Genomic DNA, 20,579 nt, shown 5'->3' with positions numbered 1-20,579 from the left:
ATCAGGCACCACCGACAGCCGACACCCCCAAAACCGGTTGTCCACAGGTCCCGGAGAAGATTCTTCGAACTATTTTCTGGGGTGGTGTCGAGACGGTCGCAGGGCGACTTCCTCAACCAGCGAAGGGTGGCGGGCGGGGTGGCNACCACCGAGCCACCAAGGATCCGGTGTTCGCGCATCAAGAACACGCGGTTCGCGCATCAAGAACACACGGTTCGCGCGTCACGTCCGCGGGACACGCGAAGGCCGCGACCCGCCGCGGTTGCGGCGAGTCGCGGCCTTCGTCACGTGTTGGTTGTCCGATCAGGTCAGGGCTGCAACATCAACCAAGGCGCCGTCATCGTGCCGTTGTCGTAGTCGCGCTCGAGCAACCGCTCGACGCTGCCGTCGAGGCCAACCCGATAGAGGTTGTGGGTGGACACCTTGTTGGCGGTCCCCGGCCCCTCGGTGTGGATGAGCAGGTGGTCGTCGTCCTCCCAGTCGGCTCCCACGATCGAGGTGTTCTTCTCGATCGCCGTGTCGAGGTCGATGCCGAGCACCTTGTCACCCGTGCGGGCGTCCACGACGGTCATGGAGCGCGGCCCGGCTCCGTCGGTGTCGGAGTGGTAGCCGCCCAACAGCGAGTTGTCCGGCGAGAACCCCGCGCTGTAACCGAACGCGAGGTCGCAGGTCTTGAACAGCCGCTTCATCGCCTGCTCGTCGTAGACCGCGCTGCACACGGGATCCGTCGGTGGGGCCGAGATGGGGGTCACCACCCCGACGATCAGGTTGTCGGTCGAGACCGCGGCGACATTGGTGAAGTCACCCGGGACGACGTCGACGATGCCGTGGGAGTCGGCCGACACGGGCTTGCCGTCCTGCACGTTGACGAACACCCGGCATCCGCCGTCGACCTCCATGCACGAGTCGTGGCCCAGGATCGCGACCGGCGTCAGGTAGGAACCCTCCACCTTGCCGAGGTCGACCGAGCGGCCACCGAAGCGGGTGACCACCGTGCCGTCGGTGGCGATCCAGGCGGCCACCGAACCGTCGGCCGACGAGACCGGGCCGTTCATGAAGGGCACCGAGTCGACGACCTGCCACTGCTGGTCGAACACGTCGATGCTGGGTTCGTCCTCGAAGCCAGAGGCTCCGAGGTATTCGTCGCCCGCCCTGCGTGGGGCACCGTAGTTCTTGCCGAGATCGACGGTCGTGCCGTCGGGCTGCACGAGCTTGTCGGCGTCGACGTACGCCAGCTTGGGCGGGTCGCCCTCGGGCAGTGTCGGGTCGAGCACGGCGTCGTGCACCTGCTGCGTGTCCGGTGCGACGGGCCCGGGGGCCGCGTCGTTGTCGAACAGGCTGCCGCCGAACATGGCAGTCGGCACGATGATCGCGGCAGCGGCCAGGGTGGCGACGCCCGTGGTGAGGCGGCGGTTGCGCTTGATGCGTCCGGCCCGGCCGACGACCTGGTCGAAGGAGATGGGGGAGCCGTCGATGCGGTCCGCCCGTCCGTGCAGCTCGTGGGTGAGTTCCTTCTCGGTGTTCATCGCTCCTCCTCCCTGAGGCTTGCCTCGCTGGTGAGGCCGTGGCTGGATGCCTGCCCGCGCAGGGTCGCGAGGGCCCGGCTGGTCTGTGACTTCACCGTGCCGACGGAGACGCCGAGGATGTCAGCGGTCTCGGCTTCGGTGAGCTCTTCGTAGTAGCGGAGTACGACGGCCGCCCGCTGCTTGCGCGGAAGCGTCTGGACCAGGTTCCACAGCGCGGAACCCTGCCCCTCGTCGTACGCGTCATGGGCCGGAATCCACTCCGGCACCTCGTCGCTGACCGTCTCGCGCTTCTTCCACGCGCGACGCCACAGCGAGTTGTTCTCGTTGACCATGATCCGGCGCGCGTAGCCGTCGATGGCGTCGCGCTGCCTGACCTTGTCCCACGTGAGGTACACCTTGGCCAGCGTCTGCTGCACCAGGTCCTCGGCCCCGTGGTGTTCCCCCGTCAGGAGGTACGCCGTGCGCAGGAGCGCCGGCTGGCGTGCGGCCATCCAGCTGCTGAACTCGGCGTCCTTGCTCGAGCTGCGGTCCTGGACCATCACACCTCCTGCATGTGTTGCCATCATTGTCACCACCGTCCCTTCCCACCCAAGACGGGGTCAGGGCGGGGAAGGTTGCACGATCAGGGCAACGGAACGCGGGCGAATTCCGGGCGGTAGAGAGACGGGTCCTCGGCGATCCTGTCGAGGTCGGCGATGTTGCGGCTCCAGCTGACCACGACGGTGCCGCGTTTCGGCAGCAGGTGTGGGTGGGCCAGGGGCATGTACTGCAGCACGTCCTCACCGGACGGGATGGTGGCCACGGCCGGACCCGCCACGAACGGCCCGGTCGGCGTCCTCGACCTCCAGATCACCAGGTCCGTGCCGAGCACGTCGTTGCGCTTGCTGACGGCGTACCACGCGCCGTCCTGCTCGAAGACGCTCAGCACGCGTGAGACGCCGTCCTTCGCGGGGATCAGGGTGGCCAGCTTCTTGTCCGAGCGGCTCCATCGAGTGCCGGTCCAGAAGCGCCACGCACTCGTGTCGGTGAGGCTGGTGAGCGGGACCCGCGCCACGTGCAGTGACCACCCGAGCACGCGGTCGTCGTCGGGATGGGCCGTGCCGTAGACGTAGAGGGTCTCGCCGCGCACGGCGACCGCCGCCCCCCACGTGGGTCGGGTGTCGTCGACCCGGTCCGGGCCGACGTCGCGCACGTCCATCAGCTCAGGCGTGCCGTTGGCCGGTACGTCGAACTCGGCGATCGAGCTGCCCAGGATGCGGAAGTCCCAGAGTCCGTTGCCCGTGGCCTGGACCCGGAGCAGGCCGACGCCGACCAGGTCGTGCCCGTCCAGGGCCCGCTTGTCGACCGACATCGGCCAGTAGCCGACGCCGTCCTCTCGGTTCGGGACGATCGCGCCCCGGTCGGCCGGCAGGACCACGGAGGCGCACTCGTCGCCGATCAGCAGCATGGAGTTGCGCACGAAGCTGGGGCCGTTGAACTTCGGGCCGTGCAGGGTGTCGCCGAAGACCCACAGGCTGCGACCGTCACTCAGCGCGACACTGGCGCCGACGTCCGCACCGACGAAGCCCGGAATGCGTCGGGTGTCGCCGACGAACGTGTTGATGTCGGCGACCGTGCGGGGTGGATGGGTCGGGACGCAGCTCACCGAGGCATCGTCGGACGGTTGAGCCTCCGGCTCGGGCCGGAGCCCCTTGCGGATGGCGGCGCCGCCCCAGAGCGCCAACAGCACGACGGACGCGCAGACGACGAGGACCAGCAGGTGCAGACGCAACCTGGTCCGGTCGAAGGCCATCCGGCTAGCTCTCGGGGAACGCGCAGAACTCGTTCCCCTCCGGGTCGGCGAGCACGGTCCAGGACTCCAGCTCGGCCAGCACCGTCGCCCCGGCGGCAGTCAGGGCGCCGAGATCGGGCGTGGTGAGGTCGAGGTGCACACGGTTCTTGGCCGACTTCGGTTCCGGGACCTTCACGAAGACGAGGTACTCGAACGGCGCGCCCGGGATCTCCTCGAGGCCCCACTGCTCGGCCTCGCCTTCGAGGCGGCCGCCGAGGACCCCGGCCCACCAGGTGGCAATGCGCTCAGGATCGGCACAGTCGAGGACGAGCTCGTAGATCCGAGTCTCGGGAGGCTCGTCGCGGACGAACGCGCAGAACTCCCCGCCCTCGGGGTCGGCCATCACCGTCCAGGGGAACGACGTGTCGTCGACGACCGTGGCGCCGAGGTCGACGAGGTCGGAGACCGACCCGGTGTGGATGTCGACGTGGAGACGATGCTTGACGGACCTGGGCTCGGGCACCGTGTTCACCCAGACGGCCTGCTCCTTCGTCGCGCCGGAGAGCAGGGCGTCGCCGTCGTCGAGTCGTCGTACGTCGAGCCCGAGCGCGGCGCCCCAGAAGGTGGCGAGGGCAGCGGCGTCGGTGGCGTCGATGCACAGGTCCTTGTACCTGCCCAGGCTCATGTCGACCACCCTAGACGCCCGACCACTAGGGTCGGCACCGACGACATCGATCCGAGGAGGAAACGTGCAGCAGGTGCGCGCAGTGGTGGCCAGGGCCAAGGGTGAACCGGTCTCGGTGGAGACGATCAACGTTCCGGATCCCGGTCCGGGCGAAGCGGTCGTGAAGATCCAGGCGTGCGGGGTCTGCCACACCGACCTGCACTACCGTGAGGGTGGCATCAACGACGAGTTCCCGTTCCTGCTGGGCCACGAGGCCGCAGGGGTGGTCGAGGCGGTCGGTGAGGGTGCCACTGTCGAGCCGGGTGACTTCGTGATCCTCAACTGGCGTGCGGTCTGCGGCACCTGTCGGGCGTGCCTGCGCGGTGAGCCGTGGTACTGCTTCGCGACCTTCAACGCGACCCAGAAGATGACCCTGGAGGACGGCACGGAGCTGAGCCCCGCGCTCGGCATCGGCGCGTTCGCCGAGAAGACGCTGGTGCATTCCGGCCAGTGCACGAAGGTGGACCCGTCGGCGCGGGCCGCTGCCGTGGGCCTGCTCGGGTGCGGCGTGATGGCCGGACTCGGCGCGGCGATCAACACCGGCAACGTCGGGCGCGGCATGTCGGTGGCCGTGATCGGCTGCGGTGGGGTGGGTTCGGCCGCGATCGCGGGTTCGAAGCTGGCCGGGGCGGCGAAGATCATCGCGGTCGATCTCGACGACAGGAAGCTCGGGTGGGCGAAGAACATGGGGGCCACCCACACGGTGAACTCGAAGGGCATCGACCCGGTGGCCGCGATCCAGGAGCTCACCGACGGCAACGGTGCCGACGTGGTGATCGACGCCGTCGGCCGCCCCGAGACGTGGAAGCAGGCGTTCTACGCGCGCGACCTCGCGGGCACCGTCGTACTCGTCGGCGTGCCCACGCCGGACATGTTGATCCCCGAGATCCCGCTGATCGACGTGTTCGGCCGTGGCGGCGCGCTGAAGTCCAGCTGGTACGGCGACTGCCTGCCGAGCCGTGACTTCCCGATGCTGGTCGACCTCTACCAGCAGGGTCGCCTGGACCTGGACGCGTTCGTCACCGAGGAGATCGGTCTCGACGACGTCGAGGCGGCGTTCGACCGGATGCACACCGGTGACGTGCTCCGCTCGGTGGTGATCCTCTAGTGGCTGCGCGCATCGACCACGCCGTCGTGTCCGGCACGTTCTCCCTCGACGGCGAGACCTTCGACGTCGACAACAACGTCTGGGTGATCGGCGACGACACCGAGTGCATCGTGATCGACGCACCCCACGACGTCGCCGCGATCCGGGCCGTCATCGGCGACCGCAGGCTCAAGGCGATCCTCTGCACCCACGCCCACGACGACCACGTGCGGATGGCGCCGGCGCTGCGCGACGCCGTACCCGCGCCGATCCTGCTGCACCCCGACGACCGTCCGCTGTGGGAGCTCACCCACACCGACGAGCTGTGGGACGTCGACCTGTCCGACGAGCAGGAGATCGTCGTGGCCGGCACCACGTTGCGCATCATCCACACTCCGGGGCACGCTCCCGGCGCGGTCTGCGTGTACGTCGAGGAGCTGGGCTGCCTCTTCTCCGGCGACACGCTCTTCAACGGCGGCCCGGGCGCGACAGGTCGTTCGTTCAGCGACCGGCCGTTGCTGGAGGAATCCATCAAGTCCAGGCTGTTCGGTTTACCGGACGACACAGTTGTGCACACTGGCCACGGCGACGACACGACGATCGGCGCCGAGAGGGCAAACCTGTCCTGATCACGCACCCTGACCCGAAGAGGATCATCCATGTCTGACCAGAACCCACAGGGCCCCGAGTTCGGCCAGCCCGAACAGCCCGGCCAGCCGCCGTACGGCCAGCCGCCGCAGTACGGCCAGCCCGAGCAGCCCCAGTACGGACAACCCCAGTACGGCCAGCCGCAGCCCGGGCAGCAGTACGGTCAACCCGACCCGCAGCAGCAGTACGGACAGCCCGAGCAGTACGGCCAGCCGGCGTACGCGGCCGGCTACCAGGGCCAGCAGATGTACGGCGGCCCCGGGCCGGTCGGCACCGTGCGCGGCACCGGCATCACCATCCTGCTGATGCTGGTCACCTGCGGCATCTACGGTTTCGTCTACTACTACAAGACCTACGAAGAGCTGAAGCAGAACACCGGACAGGGCCTCGGTGGCCTCGTCGGCCTGCTCCTGACCATCTTCGTCGGCTTCGTCACGCCGTTCCTGCTCGCCGGCGAGGTCGGCAAGGCCCGCCAGAGCCGCGGCCTCGAGGAGAAGGTCAACGCGATGACCGGGCTGTGGATCCTGCTGCCACTGGTCGGCGGGATCGTCTGGTTCGTGAAGATGAACGGCGCGCTCAACGAGTACTGGATCTCGCAGGGCGCCCAACCGGCCTCCTGATCTGGCTAGAGTCGTCCCATGGCGGACGGCTACTTTCCGCACGGCTCGATGCTCCGCCACGTGCAGGAGCATCGAGCCGTGGGTCAGACCTACGGACAACGCGCGCTGATCATCGGCGCCACCCATCCCGTGCCCTACGTGGGCACCAGTGCCTCGACGAACGCGAAGGAACGGCCCTTCATGCGGCTCTCCGCGACGGCCGAGGCGTTCGAGTCGATCTTCTTCGGCGACCGCGCCGAGGCCGACCGGGTGCTGGCGATGGTGCACCAGATGCACACGAAGGTGAAGGGCACCCTCGACCGTGACGAGGGCAACTTTCCCTCCGGCACGCCGTACGACGCGTTCGACCCGGAGCTCATGCTCTGGACCATGGCGATGCTCGCGGACTCCTCGCGGGTCGCGTTCGAGGCCCTCGTCCGGCCGCTCGGGGCCGACGAGAAGGAGCGGCTCTGGGCCGACTGGGTGCGCTTCGGCGAGCTGTTCGGCATGCCGCGCTCCGTGGCGCCGGAGACCGCGGCCGACTTCGAGGCCTGGATGCGCGTCCAGCTGGCCGGCCCCGACTTCCACGTCACCGACGAGGCCCGCGTCGTGGGCCGGGCGATCGCCCTCGACATGCCCGTGCCGATCCAGCTCCGTCCCGGCATCACCGGCACCAACCTGGTGGTTCGCGGCATGCTGCCCGAGCGCGTGCGCCAGGCGTTCGGACTGTCCTGGACTCCGGCCCACGCGGCGGCGTACGCCGGCATCACCGCGGGTGTGCGGGCCTCACACCGCGTCGTCCCCGATCAGGTGAGGCTGGGCCGCAACACCGGTCTCTTCCGGCTGGTCAGCCGCACCGAGCGTCGCATCATCCAGCGCGGTGGCCGCACGATGGAGCTGCCGGCGGCCTGAGCGGTTGAAGGCATGTGAGCGGGGTAGGAGGCGGCCATGCGCGCTCACATCGCCACATTGGTGGCTGCCGTCCTCATCCCGCTCGTCTCGGGGTGCTCCAGCACTCCGTTCGACGACGGCGAGCGGGACGCCCGGGTCGGCGAGGTGTTCGCGGTCGCCGGTGAGGTCGAGGGCCACCCCGTCGACGTGGTCCTGCCCGTCGGGAGCTACGACTTCGTGGTGAGCAGCCCGCACGAGGAGACCGGCCGACCGGCCGCCGTGGTGGGGGAGGAGGTGTCGCCCAAGGCCGCCGACGGCCGTGCGTTCGTCGACGTCGGCTACGCCAGGCACCGCATGGACGGCGACGTCTGGATGCTCCAGCCGCAGGGCAACGAGCCGGTGCGGTTCTGGCTCGAGTACGACGGCAAGCGGGCGATGCTCGACGGTGAGAGCAGCTATTCGTGGGTCGTGGCGGTCCCCGAGGATGCGGAGATCCGGCTGGTCGCCGAGTTCGACGGCCGAGAGATCAGCATTGACCCCTACGACCAGGTAATGAAGTCCTTCGACGGCGACGTCTACGAAGGTGCGCTGCCGCACCTGACAGACCATCACTGCGCGCCCTACCAGGGAGTGCGCGCCAGTCAGGGCGCGGAGTTCAGTGGCGGGGAGTGCCAGGTCGAGGTGCTCGACCCGGTGCCGTGGTTCCAGCCGGCGGGCAGCACCGGATGGGCGCCCGCGGGGTCGAAGTGGGTGCTGGCCAGGGTCACCCTCGAGATCAACGGCTACTTCTCCGGCGATCACCAGGGCCAGTACGTGCGGCGGCAGACCGAGTACGGCGAGCCGACGTACACGCTCGACGGGAAGGCACCGAGGGCCATGTTCGACGGTGACTTCAACCAGATCCAGTCACGCACCGACGACATGACCGTCTACGACACGCGCTGGCTGCTCTTCCGGGTCGCGGACGACACGGACGACGCGACCCTGAGGCTCCGCCTCACCTACAGCGGCGTGCCCGAGGACTCCGGATCGGGTGCGCCCAGGGTCGACTACACGCTCAAGCGCGCCATCGACGTGCGCTTCACCTGATCAACGGCATCGCGGGTGAGTCGGTGCCCTGCCCGAAGGGCTGCACCAGCAGGGCCGTGCCCTCGCCGGCGACGCGGGTCATCACCAGCGTCGCCTCCTGCTCGCCGTGCAGGTCCAGGCGCTTGCGCAGCTGTTCGGGCACCACGTCGACGCCGCGCTTCTTGATGGTGAGTCGCCCGATGCCGCGTTCGCGGAGTGCGGCCTTGAGTGGCTTCTCGCGGTAGGGGAGCGTCTCGAGCACCTGGTAGCCGCGGGCGAACGGCGAGCGGAACGACGTGTCGGAGGTGACGTAGGCGATGTGCTCGTCGAGCAGCCCGCCGTCGACACCGGCCGCGACCGCGGTGACCAGGCCGGCCCGGATCACCGCGCCGTCAGGCTCGTAGAGGAACGCGCCGAGCTCGCGCACCGGTCGCTCGCGGCCGTCGTACGGGTCGTCCTCCTCGGTGATCGAGGCCAGGCCGCCGCTGCCGATCACCGTGGCCCGGCACCGGGCCGTGGCGAGGTACGACGACCAGAGGGCGGCCTCCTTGACCTCACCGGCCTCGCTGACCCACTCCGCCTCGACGGAGTCCGGCACCAGGTCGTGCGGGATGCCGGGGGCGACCTTGACGACGGACGCGCGCTCGAGCAACGACGTGACGAACGACCACGGGGGAGTCCAGCCCTCGGCGTCGAAGACCCGGCCCCGTGCACCACGACGCGCGGGATCGGCGAAGACCGCACCGAAGCCGGAGAGGTCCAGGGTCGTCCCGTCGGCGACCTGGACCGCGCCGGGCAGCCCGAGTGCGGCCAGGTTGGCCTCGGCGACCGCCACCCGCACCGGGTCGAGGTCGACCCCGGCCACGGTCAGTCCCGCACGGGCGAACGCGATCAGGTCGCCGCCGATGCCGCACCCCAGGTCGATCACGCTCTCCGGAGCGGCCGCAGCGAGTCGGGCCGCACGATGGGTGGCGACCCGGGTGCGGGTGGCCTGCTCGAGGGCGTCCGGGGTGAAGTACATGCGCACGGCGTCGTCGCCGAACTTCGGCACCGCCTTGATCCGCAGGCCCACCTGGGTGAGGGCGGCGGCGGCGCGGTCGGGGTCCGACTCGATCTTGCGGACGGCGGCGGCTGAGCGCACGGGGTCGCCGTCGTGGTCGGCGTACGCGTGAGAAGCCCGGTCCAGCAGGCGCTGTCCGTCGTCGGTCAGCAGCCAGCGGAAGGCATCGAGATCCATGCCCGCAGTCTGGCAGGCCGGTGCCGGGTCACCGAGCACGGACTCTTCGGGACGAAACGGAGATCTCGTGCCACAGTTCTCCCCGGAGGAGAGGGAGCGGGCTCCCTGGAGCGAGGGAGCGGCATGGCGAAACTGACGAGGGCGACGAAGGTCTGGCTGGCCGTCTGCCTGGTGGTCCTGGTGGCGATCGTGGGCACGATCTGGTGGACCAACCGCGACACCCGTGCGCGTGCGGAGGTCGGGCAGGTGCTGCCGATGGCGCCCGACGGGGTGACGCCCGACTCGGTGCCCCTGGCGCTGCCCTGGGCAATTGCCCGGCTGCGCCTGGGTGATCCCGTGGACGACCTGCCCGCGACGAAGCTGGCCAGCACCCCCGACGTACGCCCGCCCGAGGGCGGCTCGTTCGTGCCGGTGGTCGTCGAGCTCCGGGCGGAGGGGGTGCGCGCCGTGCCGACGACGAAGGTCGGCGCCACGTTCCCGGTGCCCGAGCTCACCCTCGTCGCGGACGGCGCCGAATACCCCCTCACCGGCTTCGGTGACGGCCTGCAGCCGAGGGACGGCCTGGTGCTGGGGCCGCGAACGGTCTATGTGGCGGTCGACGGCACCCCTGAGGAGCTGTCCCTGCGCGTCGCTGTCGACGGCGAGACCCAGACCGTGGGCGCCGACGGCGACCTCGAGGCGGGCCGCTTCGCGCCGTTGTACGACGCCGCGGCGCCGGGCAAGGAGGTCAGGGGCGACTGTGGTCCGGCCATGTGGGCGCCGGGCTTCTCCTCCGAGGGCGACGAGCCGACCTGCCGGTTGCTCGTGCCGCTCCGGGTGCCGTACGCCGCGGGGCTCGGCTGGGCCCCCGAGGGCAAGGAGTGGTTCGTGGCCGGAGTGGCCTGGCGTCGACCCGCCCGGGTCGGGTTCCAGGCACCGGCCGGCCGCTTGGTCTACACCGCCGACTCCCTCGGCAGGGCCACGCTGAGGATCGACGGGCAGGAGCCCGCGGCGACCTATTTCCTCAACGAGACCGCGGGTGGTGCGGCGATCCACGACGTCGACGACCCGCTGGTCGCCGTACTCGCCGTGCCGGAGGGCGGCGACGAGGAGCACGTGGTCGACGTCGCCGGGCGTTGGCCGGTGAGCGTGCTCGGTGAGGGGTCGCCGGACGAGCTGACGGCGCGTCTCTCGTGGAAGATTCGCTGGCAGGCTCAGAAGGACTGACCCCGTTGCTGGCACTCCATTGAGGAGAGTGCTAGCGTCTGTTCTGGCACTCTCGGCATGAGGGTGCCAGCGCTTGCAACTGGTGCGACCCCCGCGACGGCGTACCGCCTGCAGGCTCAAACTTCCCGACGGGCCCGGTCCCGGAGCCCGTCGTTCCGTGTGTTTCATCAAGTGGAGAAAGCGGAGGTCGATCCGAAGTGTCGATCAACATCAAGCCTCTCGAGGACCGGATCATCGTCAAGCAGCTCGAGGCCGAGCAGACCACGGCCTCTGGCCTGGTCATCCCCGACACCGCCAAGGAGAAGCCCCAGGAGGGCGAGGTCGTGGCGGTCGGTCCGGGTCGCATCGACGACAACGGCAACCGCGTCGCCATCGACGTGGCCGCTGGCGACAAGGTCATCTACAGCAAGTACGGCGGCACCGAGGTCAAGTACGGCGGCGAGGAGTTCCTGATCCTGTCCGCCCGCGACGTCCTCGCCATCGTTTCCTGACCCACCTGGCATCCCGGCCGGCGGCGTTGCCGTCGGTCGACGACCGCTCCGCACCACAGGTCGCCTTCCCTCCGACGCCTTGCCGGCCGGGCGCCAGCTGAGTCAGATCCAAGACAGGAGTAGCAATGCCGAAGATTCTTCAGTTCGACGAGGACGGCCGCCGTTCGCTCGAACGCGGCGTCGACAAGCTCGCCAACGCGGTCAAGGTGACGTTGGGCCCCAAGGGTCGCTACGTCGTCCTCGACAAGAAGTGGGGCGCGCCGACGATCACGAACGACGGTGTCACCGTCGCTCGCGAGATCGAGTTGGACGACCCGTTCGAAAACCTCGGTGCGCAGCTGACCAAGGAAGTTGCCACCAAGACCAACGACGTCGCCGGTGACGGTACGACGACCGCCACCGTGCTCGCCCAGGCGATGGTGCACGAGGGCCTGCGGGCAGTTGCCGCGGGCGCCAACCCGATGGGTCTCAAGCGCGGCATGGACGCCGCGGCCGAGGCCGTCGGCAACGCGCTGCTCGAAGCGGCGCGCGACGTCGACTCCAAGGAGGACATGGCCTCGGTCGCCACGATCTCCTCGCGTGACGCCCACATCGGCGAGCTGCTCGCCGAGGCGTTCGACAAGGTCGGCAAGGACGGCGTCATCACCGTCGACGAGTCCAACACGATGGGCACCGAGCTCGAGTTCACCGAGGGGATGCAGTTCGACAAGGGCTACATCTCGCAGTACTTCGTGACCGACCCCGAGCGCATGGAAGCCGTCCTCGAGGACCCCTACATCCTGCTGCACCAGGGCAAGATCTCCGCGATCGCGGACCTGCTCCCGCTGCTGGAGAAGGTCATCGCCGCGGGCAAGCCGCTCTTCATCCTCGCCGAGGACGTCGACGGCGAGGCGCTCTCGACCCTGGTCGTGAACAAGATCCGCGGCACCTTCAACGCGGTCGCCGTCAAGGCTCCCGCGTTCGGTGACCGTCGCAAGGCCATGCTCGAGGACATCGCGATCCTCACCGGTGGCCAGGTCGTCGCCCCCGAGATCGGCCTCAAGCTCGACCAGGTCGGCCTCGAGGTGCTCGGCCAGGCGCGTCGCGTGGTGATCACCAAGGACAACACCACGATCATCGACGGGTCCGGCGAAGCCGCTGCCGTCGAGGGCCGCGTCAACCAGATCAAGGCCGAGATCGAGAACTCCGACTCCGACTGGGACACCGAGAAGCTCCAGGAGCGTCTCGCGAAGCTGGCCGGTGGCGTGTGCGTGATCAAGGTCGGCGCCGCCACCGAGGTGGAGCTCAAGGAGAAGAAGCACCGCATCGAGGACGCCGTCTCCGCGACGCGCGCCGCAATCGAGGAGGGCATCGTCCCCGGCGGTGGCTCTGCCCTGATCCACGCGGTCTCCGTGCTGGAGAAGGACCTCGGCCTCACCGGTGACGAGGCGGCCGGCGTGCGCATCGTGCGCAAGTCCGCCGACGAGCCGCTGCGCTGGATCGCCGAGAACGGCGGTGTCAACGGCTACGTCGTCACCACCAAGGTCCGCGAGCTCGGTGTCGGCAACGGCTACAACGCCGCCACCGGCGAGTACGGCGACCTGGTCGCCCAGGGCGTGCTCGACCCGGTCAAGGTGACCCGCTCCGCGCTGGTCAACGCCACCTCGATCGCGGGCATGCTGCTCACGACCGAGACGTTGATCGTCGAGAAGCCCGAAGAAGAGGACGACGCCCCGGCCGCTGGCCACGGGCACGGCCACGGTCACTGATTCATCGGTTGCACAGCTTCATCGGTTTGCCACGGCGGCCCGTCACCCCTCACGGGGTGGCGGGCCGTTCGTCGTCCGGTGTGCAGGACGTCGTGCCGGACGTCCTGCGGACTGGCTGCCTGAGGCACCGCGACGCAGGACGTCGTGCGGGGCGTCCTGCGGTCACCAGCGCCAGGGGTGCTCGCAGTCGGGGACGGGCACGTCGCGCTCGACGCTCTTCAGCACCCAGATCGGGTGGTCGCCACAGGCCTCGCCGTGGCGCTCGTAGCGCTCGGCAAGCAGTGCCTCGAGCTTCGGCTGGCCGACACCGTTCCACGAGTCGAAGTCGACCCAGCCGACGAACCACGTCGGCGCCCGGTCGCTGCGCATCAGCGACATCAGCTCGCTGAGGTCGGGGTCGTTGCCGCGCATCGGCAGGCTCCACAGGTGTTCGTACGGCGAGCTGAGGCCCGACGCGAACACGATGTCGGAGCGGCCGCCGTAGACCACGATGGTGTCGCCGGGCTCGGAGACGCGCTTGATCGCCTGGCCGGTGTAGATCTCCGTGGGCGGCTCGGCGCCGGACGCGCTCTTGGCCACCCAGCCGACGATCGAGACCAGGCACGAGAGCGCCGCGATCCCGACCAGGAACTGCATCACCCGACCGCGCACCCCGGGGGCGCCGGCCACCAACGCGGCACACAGCACCACGGTCGGCACGATGCCGAGCAGGTAGGGGCGCCAGTAGCTGCCGCCCAGGACGACGCCGGCGCCGTCGACGACGAGCACGGCGAGCGCGGCCAACGTCACCGCCGGATGGGTGCGCCAGGCGTGCCGGATGTTGACCAGGAACCACGCGATGATGAAGGCCATGCCGGTGGCCACGAAGATGATCGCCAGCTGCCGGGCCCGGCCCAGGGGGGCTCCCGCCGACTCGTTGGAGATCACGTCGAGAGCGTGGGACCGGAAGCCGTAGACGGCGTACCAGAGGGTCTCCAGGTGTACGCCGTAGGCGAGGCACCAGGCGATCGTCAGGCCGAGGGGGATCGCCGCGCCGGCCAGTGCAGCGCCGGCGAGCCGGCCGAAGTCGGGCCAGCTGATCTCCTTGCGCACCGCCGAGGTGAGCAGCACGACGCCGCCGAAGGCCAGGCCGGTGGCCATGTTCTGCTTGAGCCCGATCGCCAGCATGCCGAGTAGACCGGCACCCCCGGCGAGCAGGATCGCCTTGCGTGGTGCGGCATCGAGCAGGCGCAGTGCCTCGAGGGCGAGCCAGAAGCTGGTGACCACGATCGGGATGCCGAGGATCTCGCCCTTGGCCGCGACCGAGTCGATCATCGTGTTGGTGGTCACCGCGGCGGTCACCACCGCCGTCCAGCGCGCCGAACGCTCACCGGCCACGAGGTACGCCGTACGCGCGGCTGCGACCACCAGGAGGGCACACCCCAAGGCAGCGACGACCCGGATGAAGAGCGGCCCGCCGATCATGTCGGAGAGCTTGATCAGCGCGATCAGCGGCGGAGGGCGGTCCACCCAGTAGGTGCCGTAGAGGCTGTCCGGCTCGGGGTGCCAGGCACGGGCGACGAGGGTGAATCCCGCCTCGTCGGGGCGGATCGGCCACAGCATTCCCGGGAACCTGAGGAGCATCGCCAGCACGGCGGCGCCGCCCACCAGTCGCTTGGTGCCGATCTCGGGCACGCTCCAGCGCGTCGGAGTCGTCATGGGAACACCCTGCCACCCCGGCACCGCCGGGCGTCCGACCCATGCCGGGTCGTGGGCGAGGTCACCTGTCGACCAGTCGGACCACGACGCCGGCGTGGTCGGAGGGCCACAATCCGGTGACCTCGTCGCGTGCCGCGCCGGTGGCTCCCAGCACAGTTCCCCGGTCGGCGACCACTCCGCGCCGGCTCCGGGCGAAGACGAAGTCGAGGCGGTGGTCCATCACGCCCGGCCCGTCGTCGAGCAGGTTGCTCGCCGTACAGCACGTGTGGCCGGGGCCGCCGGACGGCACGGTGAGCCACGTGTCGACGAAGCCGGCTCCGGTGAGCCCGCGGTAGGGCATCGAACGGCGCCCTGCCATCGGGTCGGAGTTGCAGTCGCAGACGACCACGACCGGTCCGCGGCTCGCGGCCGGTCCGTCGAGCAGTTCGCGGACCTGGTTGCGTCCCACACGCGGGTCGCCGACCTCGAGGTGGGTGTTGATGAAGCGAACCCGTTGCCCGGCGTTCTCCACGTCGACCCAGGTGTGGCCCCGGGTGAAGTCGACGAGGCGGCCGGGTAGCCGCATCCGGACGCGGGAGGTGAAGTGCTCCCTGCCCCGATCGACGACGGTGAGCCCGTCGCGTACGCGCACGAGCACGACGTCCCGCAGGGTCAGCCGGACGTCACGACCGGGTTCCGACCTCGTGCGGTAGCCAGGAAACTCCAGGTCCAGCTCGCCCAGGGAGCTGACCACGAGGTAGTCGTGGTCGAGGGAATCGAGCTCCGCCATCAGGATCCGCAGGAAGTCGAGATCGACCGAGACTGCGTTCGGCACGCCCACGAGGTCGGGCTCCCGTGGCCCGCTGCGCCACAGGGCCACCTCCTGGAGTCCGACCAGGTCGGGGTCGTGGCGGGCGATCTCGGCGGCGATGAGACGGGCCCGGGTCCGGAACCGGGTCGTCGCGACGAGGCTCCGGACCTCGTGCATCGCGCGGGCGGTGGCATCGATCCTCGCCCTTGGCGATCCTGCTGCCTGGGCTGCCGCGAAGATCGGGAACACGTCGGTCCCGAGGAACAGGTTGCGCGTCATCACGGTCACGGGGTGGCCGAGCTCGGCGTGGCCGCGGGCCGCCTCGCTCGAGAACAGGGCCGAGAAGAGCGCCGGCACGGTGAGCAGTACGGCGAGCGCGCCTGCAACGGCGACGCGAATGATCGGCATGTGTGTCCCCCCGGAAAAGCCAGGCAGAAAGATATCCCCTCACGGCCCGGGGAATGGTGTCGGGTGGCGTTTTCCTCGGCGAAACAAGCGCGCATCAACCGGGCAACATCGCCGGGTCATGCTGGGTCCTCCCGGGGCGCCCCGACGGCGTGGCGCCCCGGGACCAGACATCTGAACGAGAGGGGGACCGTCATGTTGTGGCGCGTTCGCATGACCCTGCCCGACCGCCCCGGAGCCCTGGCCGTCCTGGCCGCCAACTGCGGCGACCAGGGCGTCAACATCATGGGCCTCCAGATCTTCCCCGGCATCGAGTCGGTGACCGACGAGCTGGTGCTGCGCTGCCCCGACCACTGGGGCCTGCCCGACATCGCGGAGCTCGTCGAGAGCTCCGGGGGCGAGTCGGTCTCGGGTGCGCCGTGCACCGAACAGGCCCTGGTCGACCAGCCAGCCCGGTACGTGCAGGCGGCCCGCACGATCCTGGCCCAACCCGCGGCCTTCCCCGAGGTGGTCGCGCGGTTGTTCGACGCCGAGTCCGACCCGGCGGAGGACGCACTCGCCGTGGTGCAGGACGTGATGGAGATGCAGGTCGGCGAGGTCCAGGTGCAGGTACGGCGTACGGCGCCGTTCACCGCGACCGAGCACGCCCGCGGTTCTGCGATGGCCGACCTGGTCAGTGACGTGCTGGCCCGCGGCCGGCTCGAGGTCTCGCCGCTGCGGCCGAACCCGAGTCGGCGTCTCGGCGGCGGCGCCAACCCGGCGTACGTCGTCGAGGAGGGTGTGGTCACCGCCCGGGTGGAGGGCACTGTCGTCGCCGTGGCCAGTCTCGGGGTCGCCGGACCCGATGGCGCGGTTCCGGTGAGCCTGCGGGTGGACCCCGCATGGCAGCGTCGGGGGATCGGCACCCGGCTGCTCATCGACGTCGGTCGCCTCGCCAACGCCAATGGCATCCACGATGTCGTGCTGACCACGCGGGTGGACAACCAGGCCGTGCTGCCGATGGTCCTGGCGGCCGGGCTCAAGGGCCGGATCCGGATGTCGGCCGACGTGTTGACCGTCCGGATCCCGGTGCACGATCTCAAGCCGCTCCCGGCTTAGGTGGTTGCTTCGGCGTGTCGATACGATGTGCAAGTGGAGCTCCCTGACAAGTTCGCAGCCCTTGGCCTGACCTACGACGACGTGCTGTTGCTGCCGGGGGAGTCCGACATGGCTCCCTCCGACATCGACACCACCTCGCGCCTGACCCGCGAGATCTCGCTGAAGGTGCCTCTGGTCTCCGCGGCCATGGACACCGTCACGGAGTCCCGCATGGCGATCGCGATGGCCCGCGAGGGCGGCATCGGCGTGCTGCACCGCAACCTGTCGCTGCAGGACCAGGCCTACCAGGTAGACCTCGTCAAGCGGACCCAGACCGGCATCATCTCCAACCCGGTGACGATCGGCCCCGACGCGACGCTCGAGGAGCTCGACCGCATCTGTGGCGAGTACCGCGTCTCCGGGCTGCCCGTGGTCGACACCGACAACAAGCTGCTGGGCATCATCACCAACCGCGACCTGCGCTTCACCCCGGTCGCGGAGTGGGCCACCACCAAGGTCGACGAGGTGATGACCACCAGCCCGCTGTTCACCGGCCCGGTGGGCATCTCCCGCGAGGACGCCACCGCCCTGCTGCGCCAGAACAAGCGCGAGCGGCTGCCGCTGGTCGACGAGGACGGCCGCCTCGGCGGTCTGATCACGGTCAAGGACTTCGTGAAGTCGGAGCAGTTCCCCAACGCCTCCAAGGACGCCGACGGCCGACTCATGGTCGGTGCCGCGATCGGCTACTTCGGCGACGCCTGGGAGCGGGCCACCACGCTGATCGACGCCGGGGTCGACGTGCTCGTCGCTGACACCGCACACGGCCACGTGCAGCTCCTGCTCGACATGGTGCGTCGGCTCAAGACCGACCCGGCCACGAAGCACGTCCAGGTCATCGGCGGCAACGTCGCCACCCGGGCGGGCGCCCAGGCGTTCGTCGACGCCGGTGCCGACGCGGTCAAGGTCGGCTTCGGCCCCGGCTCGATCTGCACGACGCGTGTGGTCACCGGGTGCGGCGTGCCGCAGGTCACCGCCGTCTACGAGGCCTCACTGGCCTGTGCCCCGGCCGGTGTGCCCGTGATCGCCGACGGCGGGCTCCAGCAGTCCGGCGACATCGCCAAGGCGATCGTGGCCGGCGCGGAGACGGTGATGCTCGGCTCGCTGCTGGCCGGTTGCGAGGAGTCGCCGGGCGAGCTGGTCTTCGTCAACGGAAAGCAGTTCAAGGCCTACCGCGGCATGGGCTCGCTGGGTGCGATGAGCAGCCGTGGCAAGAAGTCCTACTCCAAGGACCGCTACTTCCAGGCCGAGGTCACCAGCGACGACAAGATCGTGCCCGAGGGCGTCGAGGGCCAGGTCGCCTACCGCGGCCCGCTCTCCGCGGTCGCGCACCAGCTGGTCGGCGGGCTCAACCAGTCGATGTTCTACATCGGGGCGCGCACCATCCCCGAGCTCCACGAGAAGGGGAAGTTCGTGCGGATCACCTCGGCCTCCCTCAAGGAGAGCCACCCCCACGACATCCAGATGACGGTCGAGTCGCCCAACTACAACCGCTGACCGTCCCTTCTGCCGCGAACCGTGGATTCTTGTTGCGCGAGCCGTGGGTTTTTGATGCGCGAACCGGCAATTCTTGTTGCCGCGACCTGCCGATAGGCTGTGCCGGTGACTGAGATCGAGATCGGCAAGGCCAAGCGCGCCCGACGGGCGTACTCCTTCGATGACATCGCCATCGTGCCCTCGCGGCGCACGCGCGACCCCGAAGAGGTCAGCGTGGCCTGGCAGATCGACGCCTACCGTTTCGAGCTGCCGGTGCTGGCCGCGCCGATGGACTCCGTGATGTCCCCCGAGACCGCGATCGCGTTCGGCAAGCACGGCGGCCTGGGCGTGCTCGACCTCGAGGGCCTCTGGACGCGCTACGACGACCCGATGCCGCTGCTCGACGAGGTGGCCGCCCTGCGCGGCATCGAGGCCACCCGGCGCATGCAGGAGATCTACGCCGAGCCGGTCAAGGCCGAGCTGATCACCGCGCGCCTCAAGCAGGTGCGCGAGGCCGGGGTGACCGTGGCCGGGTCGCTCTCCCCGCAGCGCACCAAGGAGTTCGCCAAGGCCGTGGTCGACGCCGGCGTCGACATGTTCGTCATCCGCGGTACGACGGTCTCGGCCGAGCACGTCTCCTCGCAGGCGGAGCCGCTGAACCTCAAGGAGTTCATCTACGAGCTCGACGTGCCGGTGATCGTGGGTGGCTGTGCGACCTACCAGGCCGCGCTGCACCTGATGCGCACCGGCGCGGCCGGCGTACTCGTCGGGTTCGGCGGCGGAGCCGCACACACCACGCGCACGGTGCTCGGTGTGGCTGTGCCGATGGCCTCCGCGGTCGCCGACGTCGCGGCCGCACGCCGTGACTACATGGACGAGTCCGGTGGCCGCTACGTCCACGTCATCGCCGACGGATCCATCGGTCGCTCGGGAGACATCGCGAAGGCGATCGCCTGCGGTGCCGACGCTGTGATGGTCGGTTCGCCGTTCGCCCGCGCCGACGACGCACCCGGTCGCGGCTTCCACTGGGGCGCCGAGGCCTGGCACGGCAAGCTGCCCCGCGGCGAGCGGGTCGAGTTCGGCACGGTCGGCTCGCTCGAGGAGATCCTGTTCGGCCCCTCGCGGGTCGCCGACGGCACGATGAACCTGATCGGCGCGCTGAAGCGCTCGATGGCCACCACCGGCTACACCGAGCTCAAGGAGTTCCAGCGGGTCGAGGTCGTCGTCGAGTGACGTTGCTCGTCGCTGCGGCCCAGGCGGAGTCCGTTGCGGGCGACGTCACGGCCAACGGGGCGAAGGCCGCCCACCTGGTCGAGCTGGCCACGTCGCAGGGCGCGCGCCTCGTCGTACTCCCCGAAGCGTTCCTGACCGGCTACTCCGAAGCGGCCTTCGCCGGCGACGTTCCGTCGGAGGACTCGCTCGACGGCGACTGGCTGGAGCCGCTCAGGGCGGCCTCGCGCGAGGGTGACTGTGTCGTCGTCGTGGGTACGCCGCTGCGGCGTGCGAGCGCAAGGACCCTGTCCCTGTTGGTGATTCGACCGAGCGGCGAGGTGTCGGCGCCCTACGACAAGCAGCACCTGTCCGGCTACGAGAACGACCACTTCGTCGCCGGTGACCACGGCGCCTCGATCGTCGTCGACGGCATCGAGCTGGGCCTGAGCGTCTGCTACGACGGCTGCTTCCCCGAGCACGCCAGGGCTGCCGCCGACGACGGAGCGATCGGCTACCTCAACTCCGCGGCCTACTTCACGGGTGGCGAGCACCGACGCGACCTCTACTATCCAGCTCGCGCCCTGGACAACGGCATGTACGTCGTCTTCGCCGGCCTCACCGGACGCTGCGGCCCGGGCGAGTTCATCGGCGGATCGGCGGTCTACGACCCCGAAGGCCGGCCGTTGTCGCGCCTGGGCACCGAGCCCGGGGTGGCCCTTGCCGAGATCGATCCCGCGCTGGTGTGGATGACCCGGTCGGCGCACCCGATGCACGCCGACCGTCGGTCGACCCTGGGCCCGCGTCTCCGGGCATGACCACGACAGCGCGGAACATCCCAGGCACCTGGTGACTGCGATGTTCCGTGTTG

Annotated in this window: 19 protein-coding genes; 12 read left to right on the top strand and 7 right to left on the bottom strand. The window is 69.8% G+C overall.

What is annotated here, in order from left to right; genetic code table 11:
- Nucleotides 1-308: 308 nt before the first annotated feature.
- The 4 genes from ASH02_RS12960 to ASH02_RS12945 form a co-directional block, all read right to left on the bottom strand.
- Complete coding sequence (locus ASH02_RS12960; protein WP_057294880.1) at nucleotides 309-1,526, bottom strand: hypothetical protein; 1,218 nt, start codon at nucleotides 1,524-1,526, stop codon at nucleotides 309-311.
- Entirely contained in the window at nucleotides 1,523-2,065 is a 543-nt protein-coding gene (locus ASH02_RS12955; RefSeq protein ID WP_056681635.1) for a SigE family RNA polymerase sigma factor, read from the bottom strand. Before ASH02_RS12955 ends, ASH02_RS12960 begins: the two co-directional genes overlap by 4 nt.
- Nucleotides 2,066-2,148: 83 nt before the next feature.
- Nucleotides 2,149-3,318 carry a DUF4185 domain-containing protein gene (locus tag ASH02_RS12950; protein WP_056889987.1) on the bottom strand — a complete coding sequence of 390 codons (1,170 nt, stop codon included), beginning with the start codon at nucleotides 3,316-3,318 and terminating at the stop codon, nucleotides 2,149-2,151.
- 4 nt (nucleotides 3,319-3,322) lie between these two features.
- Nucleotides 3,323-3,982, bottom strand: coding sequence for a VOC family protein (locus ASH02_RS12945; RefSeq protein WP_056890548.1), 660 nt, complete (start codon nucleotides 3,980-3,982; stop codon nucleotides 3,323-3,325).
- A 64-nt stretch (nucleotides 3,983-4,046) separates the two neighbouring features.
- Here ASH02_RS12945 and ASH02_RS12940 point away from each other — a divergent pair, with 64 nt between their 5' ends.
- From ASH02_RS12940 to ASH02_RS12920, 5 genes are read left to right on the top strand one after another with little or no spacing between them, the layout of a single operon-like run.
- The gene (locus tag ASH02_RS12940) at nucleotides 4,047-5,129 is read left to right on the top strand and encodes an S-(hydroxymethyl)mycothiol dehydrogenase (RefSeq protein ID WP_057294879.1); all 1,083 of its coding nucleotides are present in this window, start codon (nucleotides 4,047-4,049) and stop codon (nucleotides 5,127-5,129) included.
- Complete coding sequence (locus ASH02_RS12935; protein ID WP_057294878.1) at nucleotides 5,129-5,737, top strand: MBL fold metallo-hydrolase; 609 nt, start codon at nucleotides 5,129-5,131, stop codon at nucleotides 5,735-5,737. Before ASH02_RS12940 ends, ASH02_RS12935 begins: the two co-directional genes overlap by 1 nt.
- A gap of 30 nt (nucleotides 5,738-5,767) precedes the next feature.
- Nucleotides 5,768-6,376 carry a DUF4234 domain-containing protein gene (locus tag ASH02_RS26650; protein ID WP_082563806.1) on the top strand — a complete coding sequence of 203 codons (609 nt, stop codon included), beginning with the start codon at nucleotides 5,768-5,770 and terminating at the stop codon, nucleotides 6,374-6,376.
- Between the two features lie 18 nt (nucleotides 6,377-6,394).
- Nucleotides 6,395-7,267: an oxygenase MpaB family protein gene (locus ASH02_RS12925; RefSeq protein ID WP_057294877.1), complete on the top strand. Its 873-nt coding sequence runs from the start codon at nucleotides 6,395-6,397 to the stop codon at nucleotides 7,265-7,267.
- A gap of 36 nt (nucleotides 7,268-7,303) precedes the next feature.
- Nucleotides 7,304-8,335 (top strand): hypothetical protein, encoded by a 1,032-nt coding sequence (locus tag ASH02_RS12920; RefSeq protein ID WP_057294876.1) that lies wholly within the window; start codon nucleotides 7,304-7,306, stop codon nucleotides 8,333-8,335.
- Here ASH02_RS12920 and ASH02_RS12915 read toward each other — a convergent pair.
- Nucleotides 8,328-9,551: a class I SAM-dependent methyltransferase gene (locus ASH02_RS12915; RefSeq protein ID WP_057295143.1), complete on the bottom strand. Its 1,224-nt coding sequence runs from the start codon at nucleotides 9,549-9,551 to the stop codon at nucleotides 8,328-8,330. The two genes, ASH02_RS12920 and ASH02_RS12915, sit on opposite strands and share 8 nt — an antisense overlap.
- A gap of 123 nt (nucleotides 9,552-9,674) precedes the next feature.
- Here ASH02_RS12915 and ASH02_RS12910 point away from each other — a divergent pair, with 123 nt between their 5' ends.
- The 3 genes from ASH02_RS12910 (at nucleotide 9,675) to groL (ending at nucleotide 12,996) form a co-directional block, all read left to right on the top strand.
- Nucleotides 9,675-10,757 (top strand): hypothetical protein, encoded by a 1,083-nt coding sequence (locus ASH02_RS12910; RefSeq protein ID WP_057294875.1) that lies wholly within the window; start codon nucleotides 9,675-9,677, stop codon nucleotides 10,755-10,757.
- A 197-nt stretch (nucleotides 10,758-10,954) separates the two neighbouring features.
- On the top strand, nucleotides 10,955-11,248 hold the full coding sequence (gene groES, locus ASH02_RS12905; RefSeq protein WP_056681628.1) for a co-chaperone GroES: 294 nt from the start codon (nucleotides 10,955-10,957) through the stop codon (nucleotides 11,246-11,248).
- 125 nt (nucleotides 11,249-11,373) lie between these two features.
- Nucleotides 11,374-12,996, top strand: coding sequence for a chaperonin GroEL (gene groL / locus ASH02_RS12900; RefSeq protein ID WP_056681627.1), 1,623 nt, complete (start codon nucleotides 11,374-11,376; stop codon nucleotides 12,994-12,996).
- Between the two features lie 162 nt (nucleotides 12,997-13,158).
- Here the strand turns inward: groL and ASH02_RS12895 are convergent, their stop codons facing one another.
- On the bottom strand, nucleotides 13,159-14,694 hold the full coding sequence (locus tag ASH02_RS12895; RefSeq protein WP_057294874.1) for a hypothetical protein: 1,536 nt from the start codon (nucleotides 14,692-14,694) through the stop codon (nucleotides 13,159-13,161).
- Between the two features lie 61 nt (nucleotides 14,695-14,755).
- Nucleotides 14,756-15,892 carry an endonuclease/exonuclease/phosphatase family protein gene (locus ASH02_RS12890; RefSeq protein WP_056681625.1) on the bottom strand — a complete coding sequence of 379 codons (1,137 nt, stop codon included), beginning with the start codon at nucleotides 15,890-15,892 and terminating at the stop codon, nucleotides 14,756-14,758.
- Between the two features lie 210 nt (nucleotides 15,893-16,102).
- On the opposite strand from ASH02_RS12890, the gene ASH02_RS12885 reads away from it, so the two are divergent.
- The 4 genes from ASH02_RS12885 (at nucleotide 16,103) to ASH02_RS12870 (ending at nucleotide 20,526) form a co-directional block, all read left to right on the top strand.
- A complete protein-coding gene (locus ASH02_RS12885; protein ID WP_235529943.1) occupies nucleotides 16,103-16,987 on the top strand; it encodes a GNAT family N-acetyltransferase in 885 nt (294 codons plus the stop codon).
- Nucleotides 16,988-17,020: 33 nt separating this feature from the next.
- The gene (gene guaB / locus ASH02_RS12880) at nucleotides 17,021-18,520 is read left to right on the top strand and encodes an IMP dehydrogenase (RefSeq protein WP_057294873.1); all 1,500 of its coding nucleotides are present in this window, start codon (nucleotides 17,021-17,023) and stop codon (nucleotides 18,518-18,520) included.
- Nucleotides 18,521-18,625: 105 nt separating this feature from the next.
- On the top strand, nucleotides 18,626-19,732 hold the full coding sequence (locus tag ASH02_RS12875; RefSeq protein ID WP_056684893.1) for a GuaB3 family IMP dehydrogenase-related protein: 1,107 nt from the start codon (nucleotides 18,626-18,628) through the stop codon (nucleotides 19,730-19,732).
- On the top strand, nucleotides 19,729-20,526 hold the full coding sequence (locus tag ASH02_RS12870; RefSeq protein WP_057294872.1) for a carbon-nitrogen hydrolase family protein: 798 nt from the start codon (nucleotides 19,729-19,731) through the stop codon (nucleotides 20,524-20,526). The genes ASH02_RS12875 and ASH02_RS12870 overlap by 4 nt, the downstream gene beginning before the upstream one ends.
- Nucleotides 20,527-20,579: the final 53 nt, after the last annotated feature.

The organism is Nocardioides sp. Soil796 (genome assembly GCF_001429525.1).
Classification (GTDB): domain Bacteria; phylum Actinomycetota; class Actinomycetes; order Propionibacteriales; family Nocardioidaceae; genus Nocardioides.
Note: the sequence above shows the minus strand (reverse complement) of the source record. Positions and strands in the feature narration are given on the sequence as shown.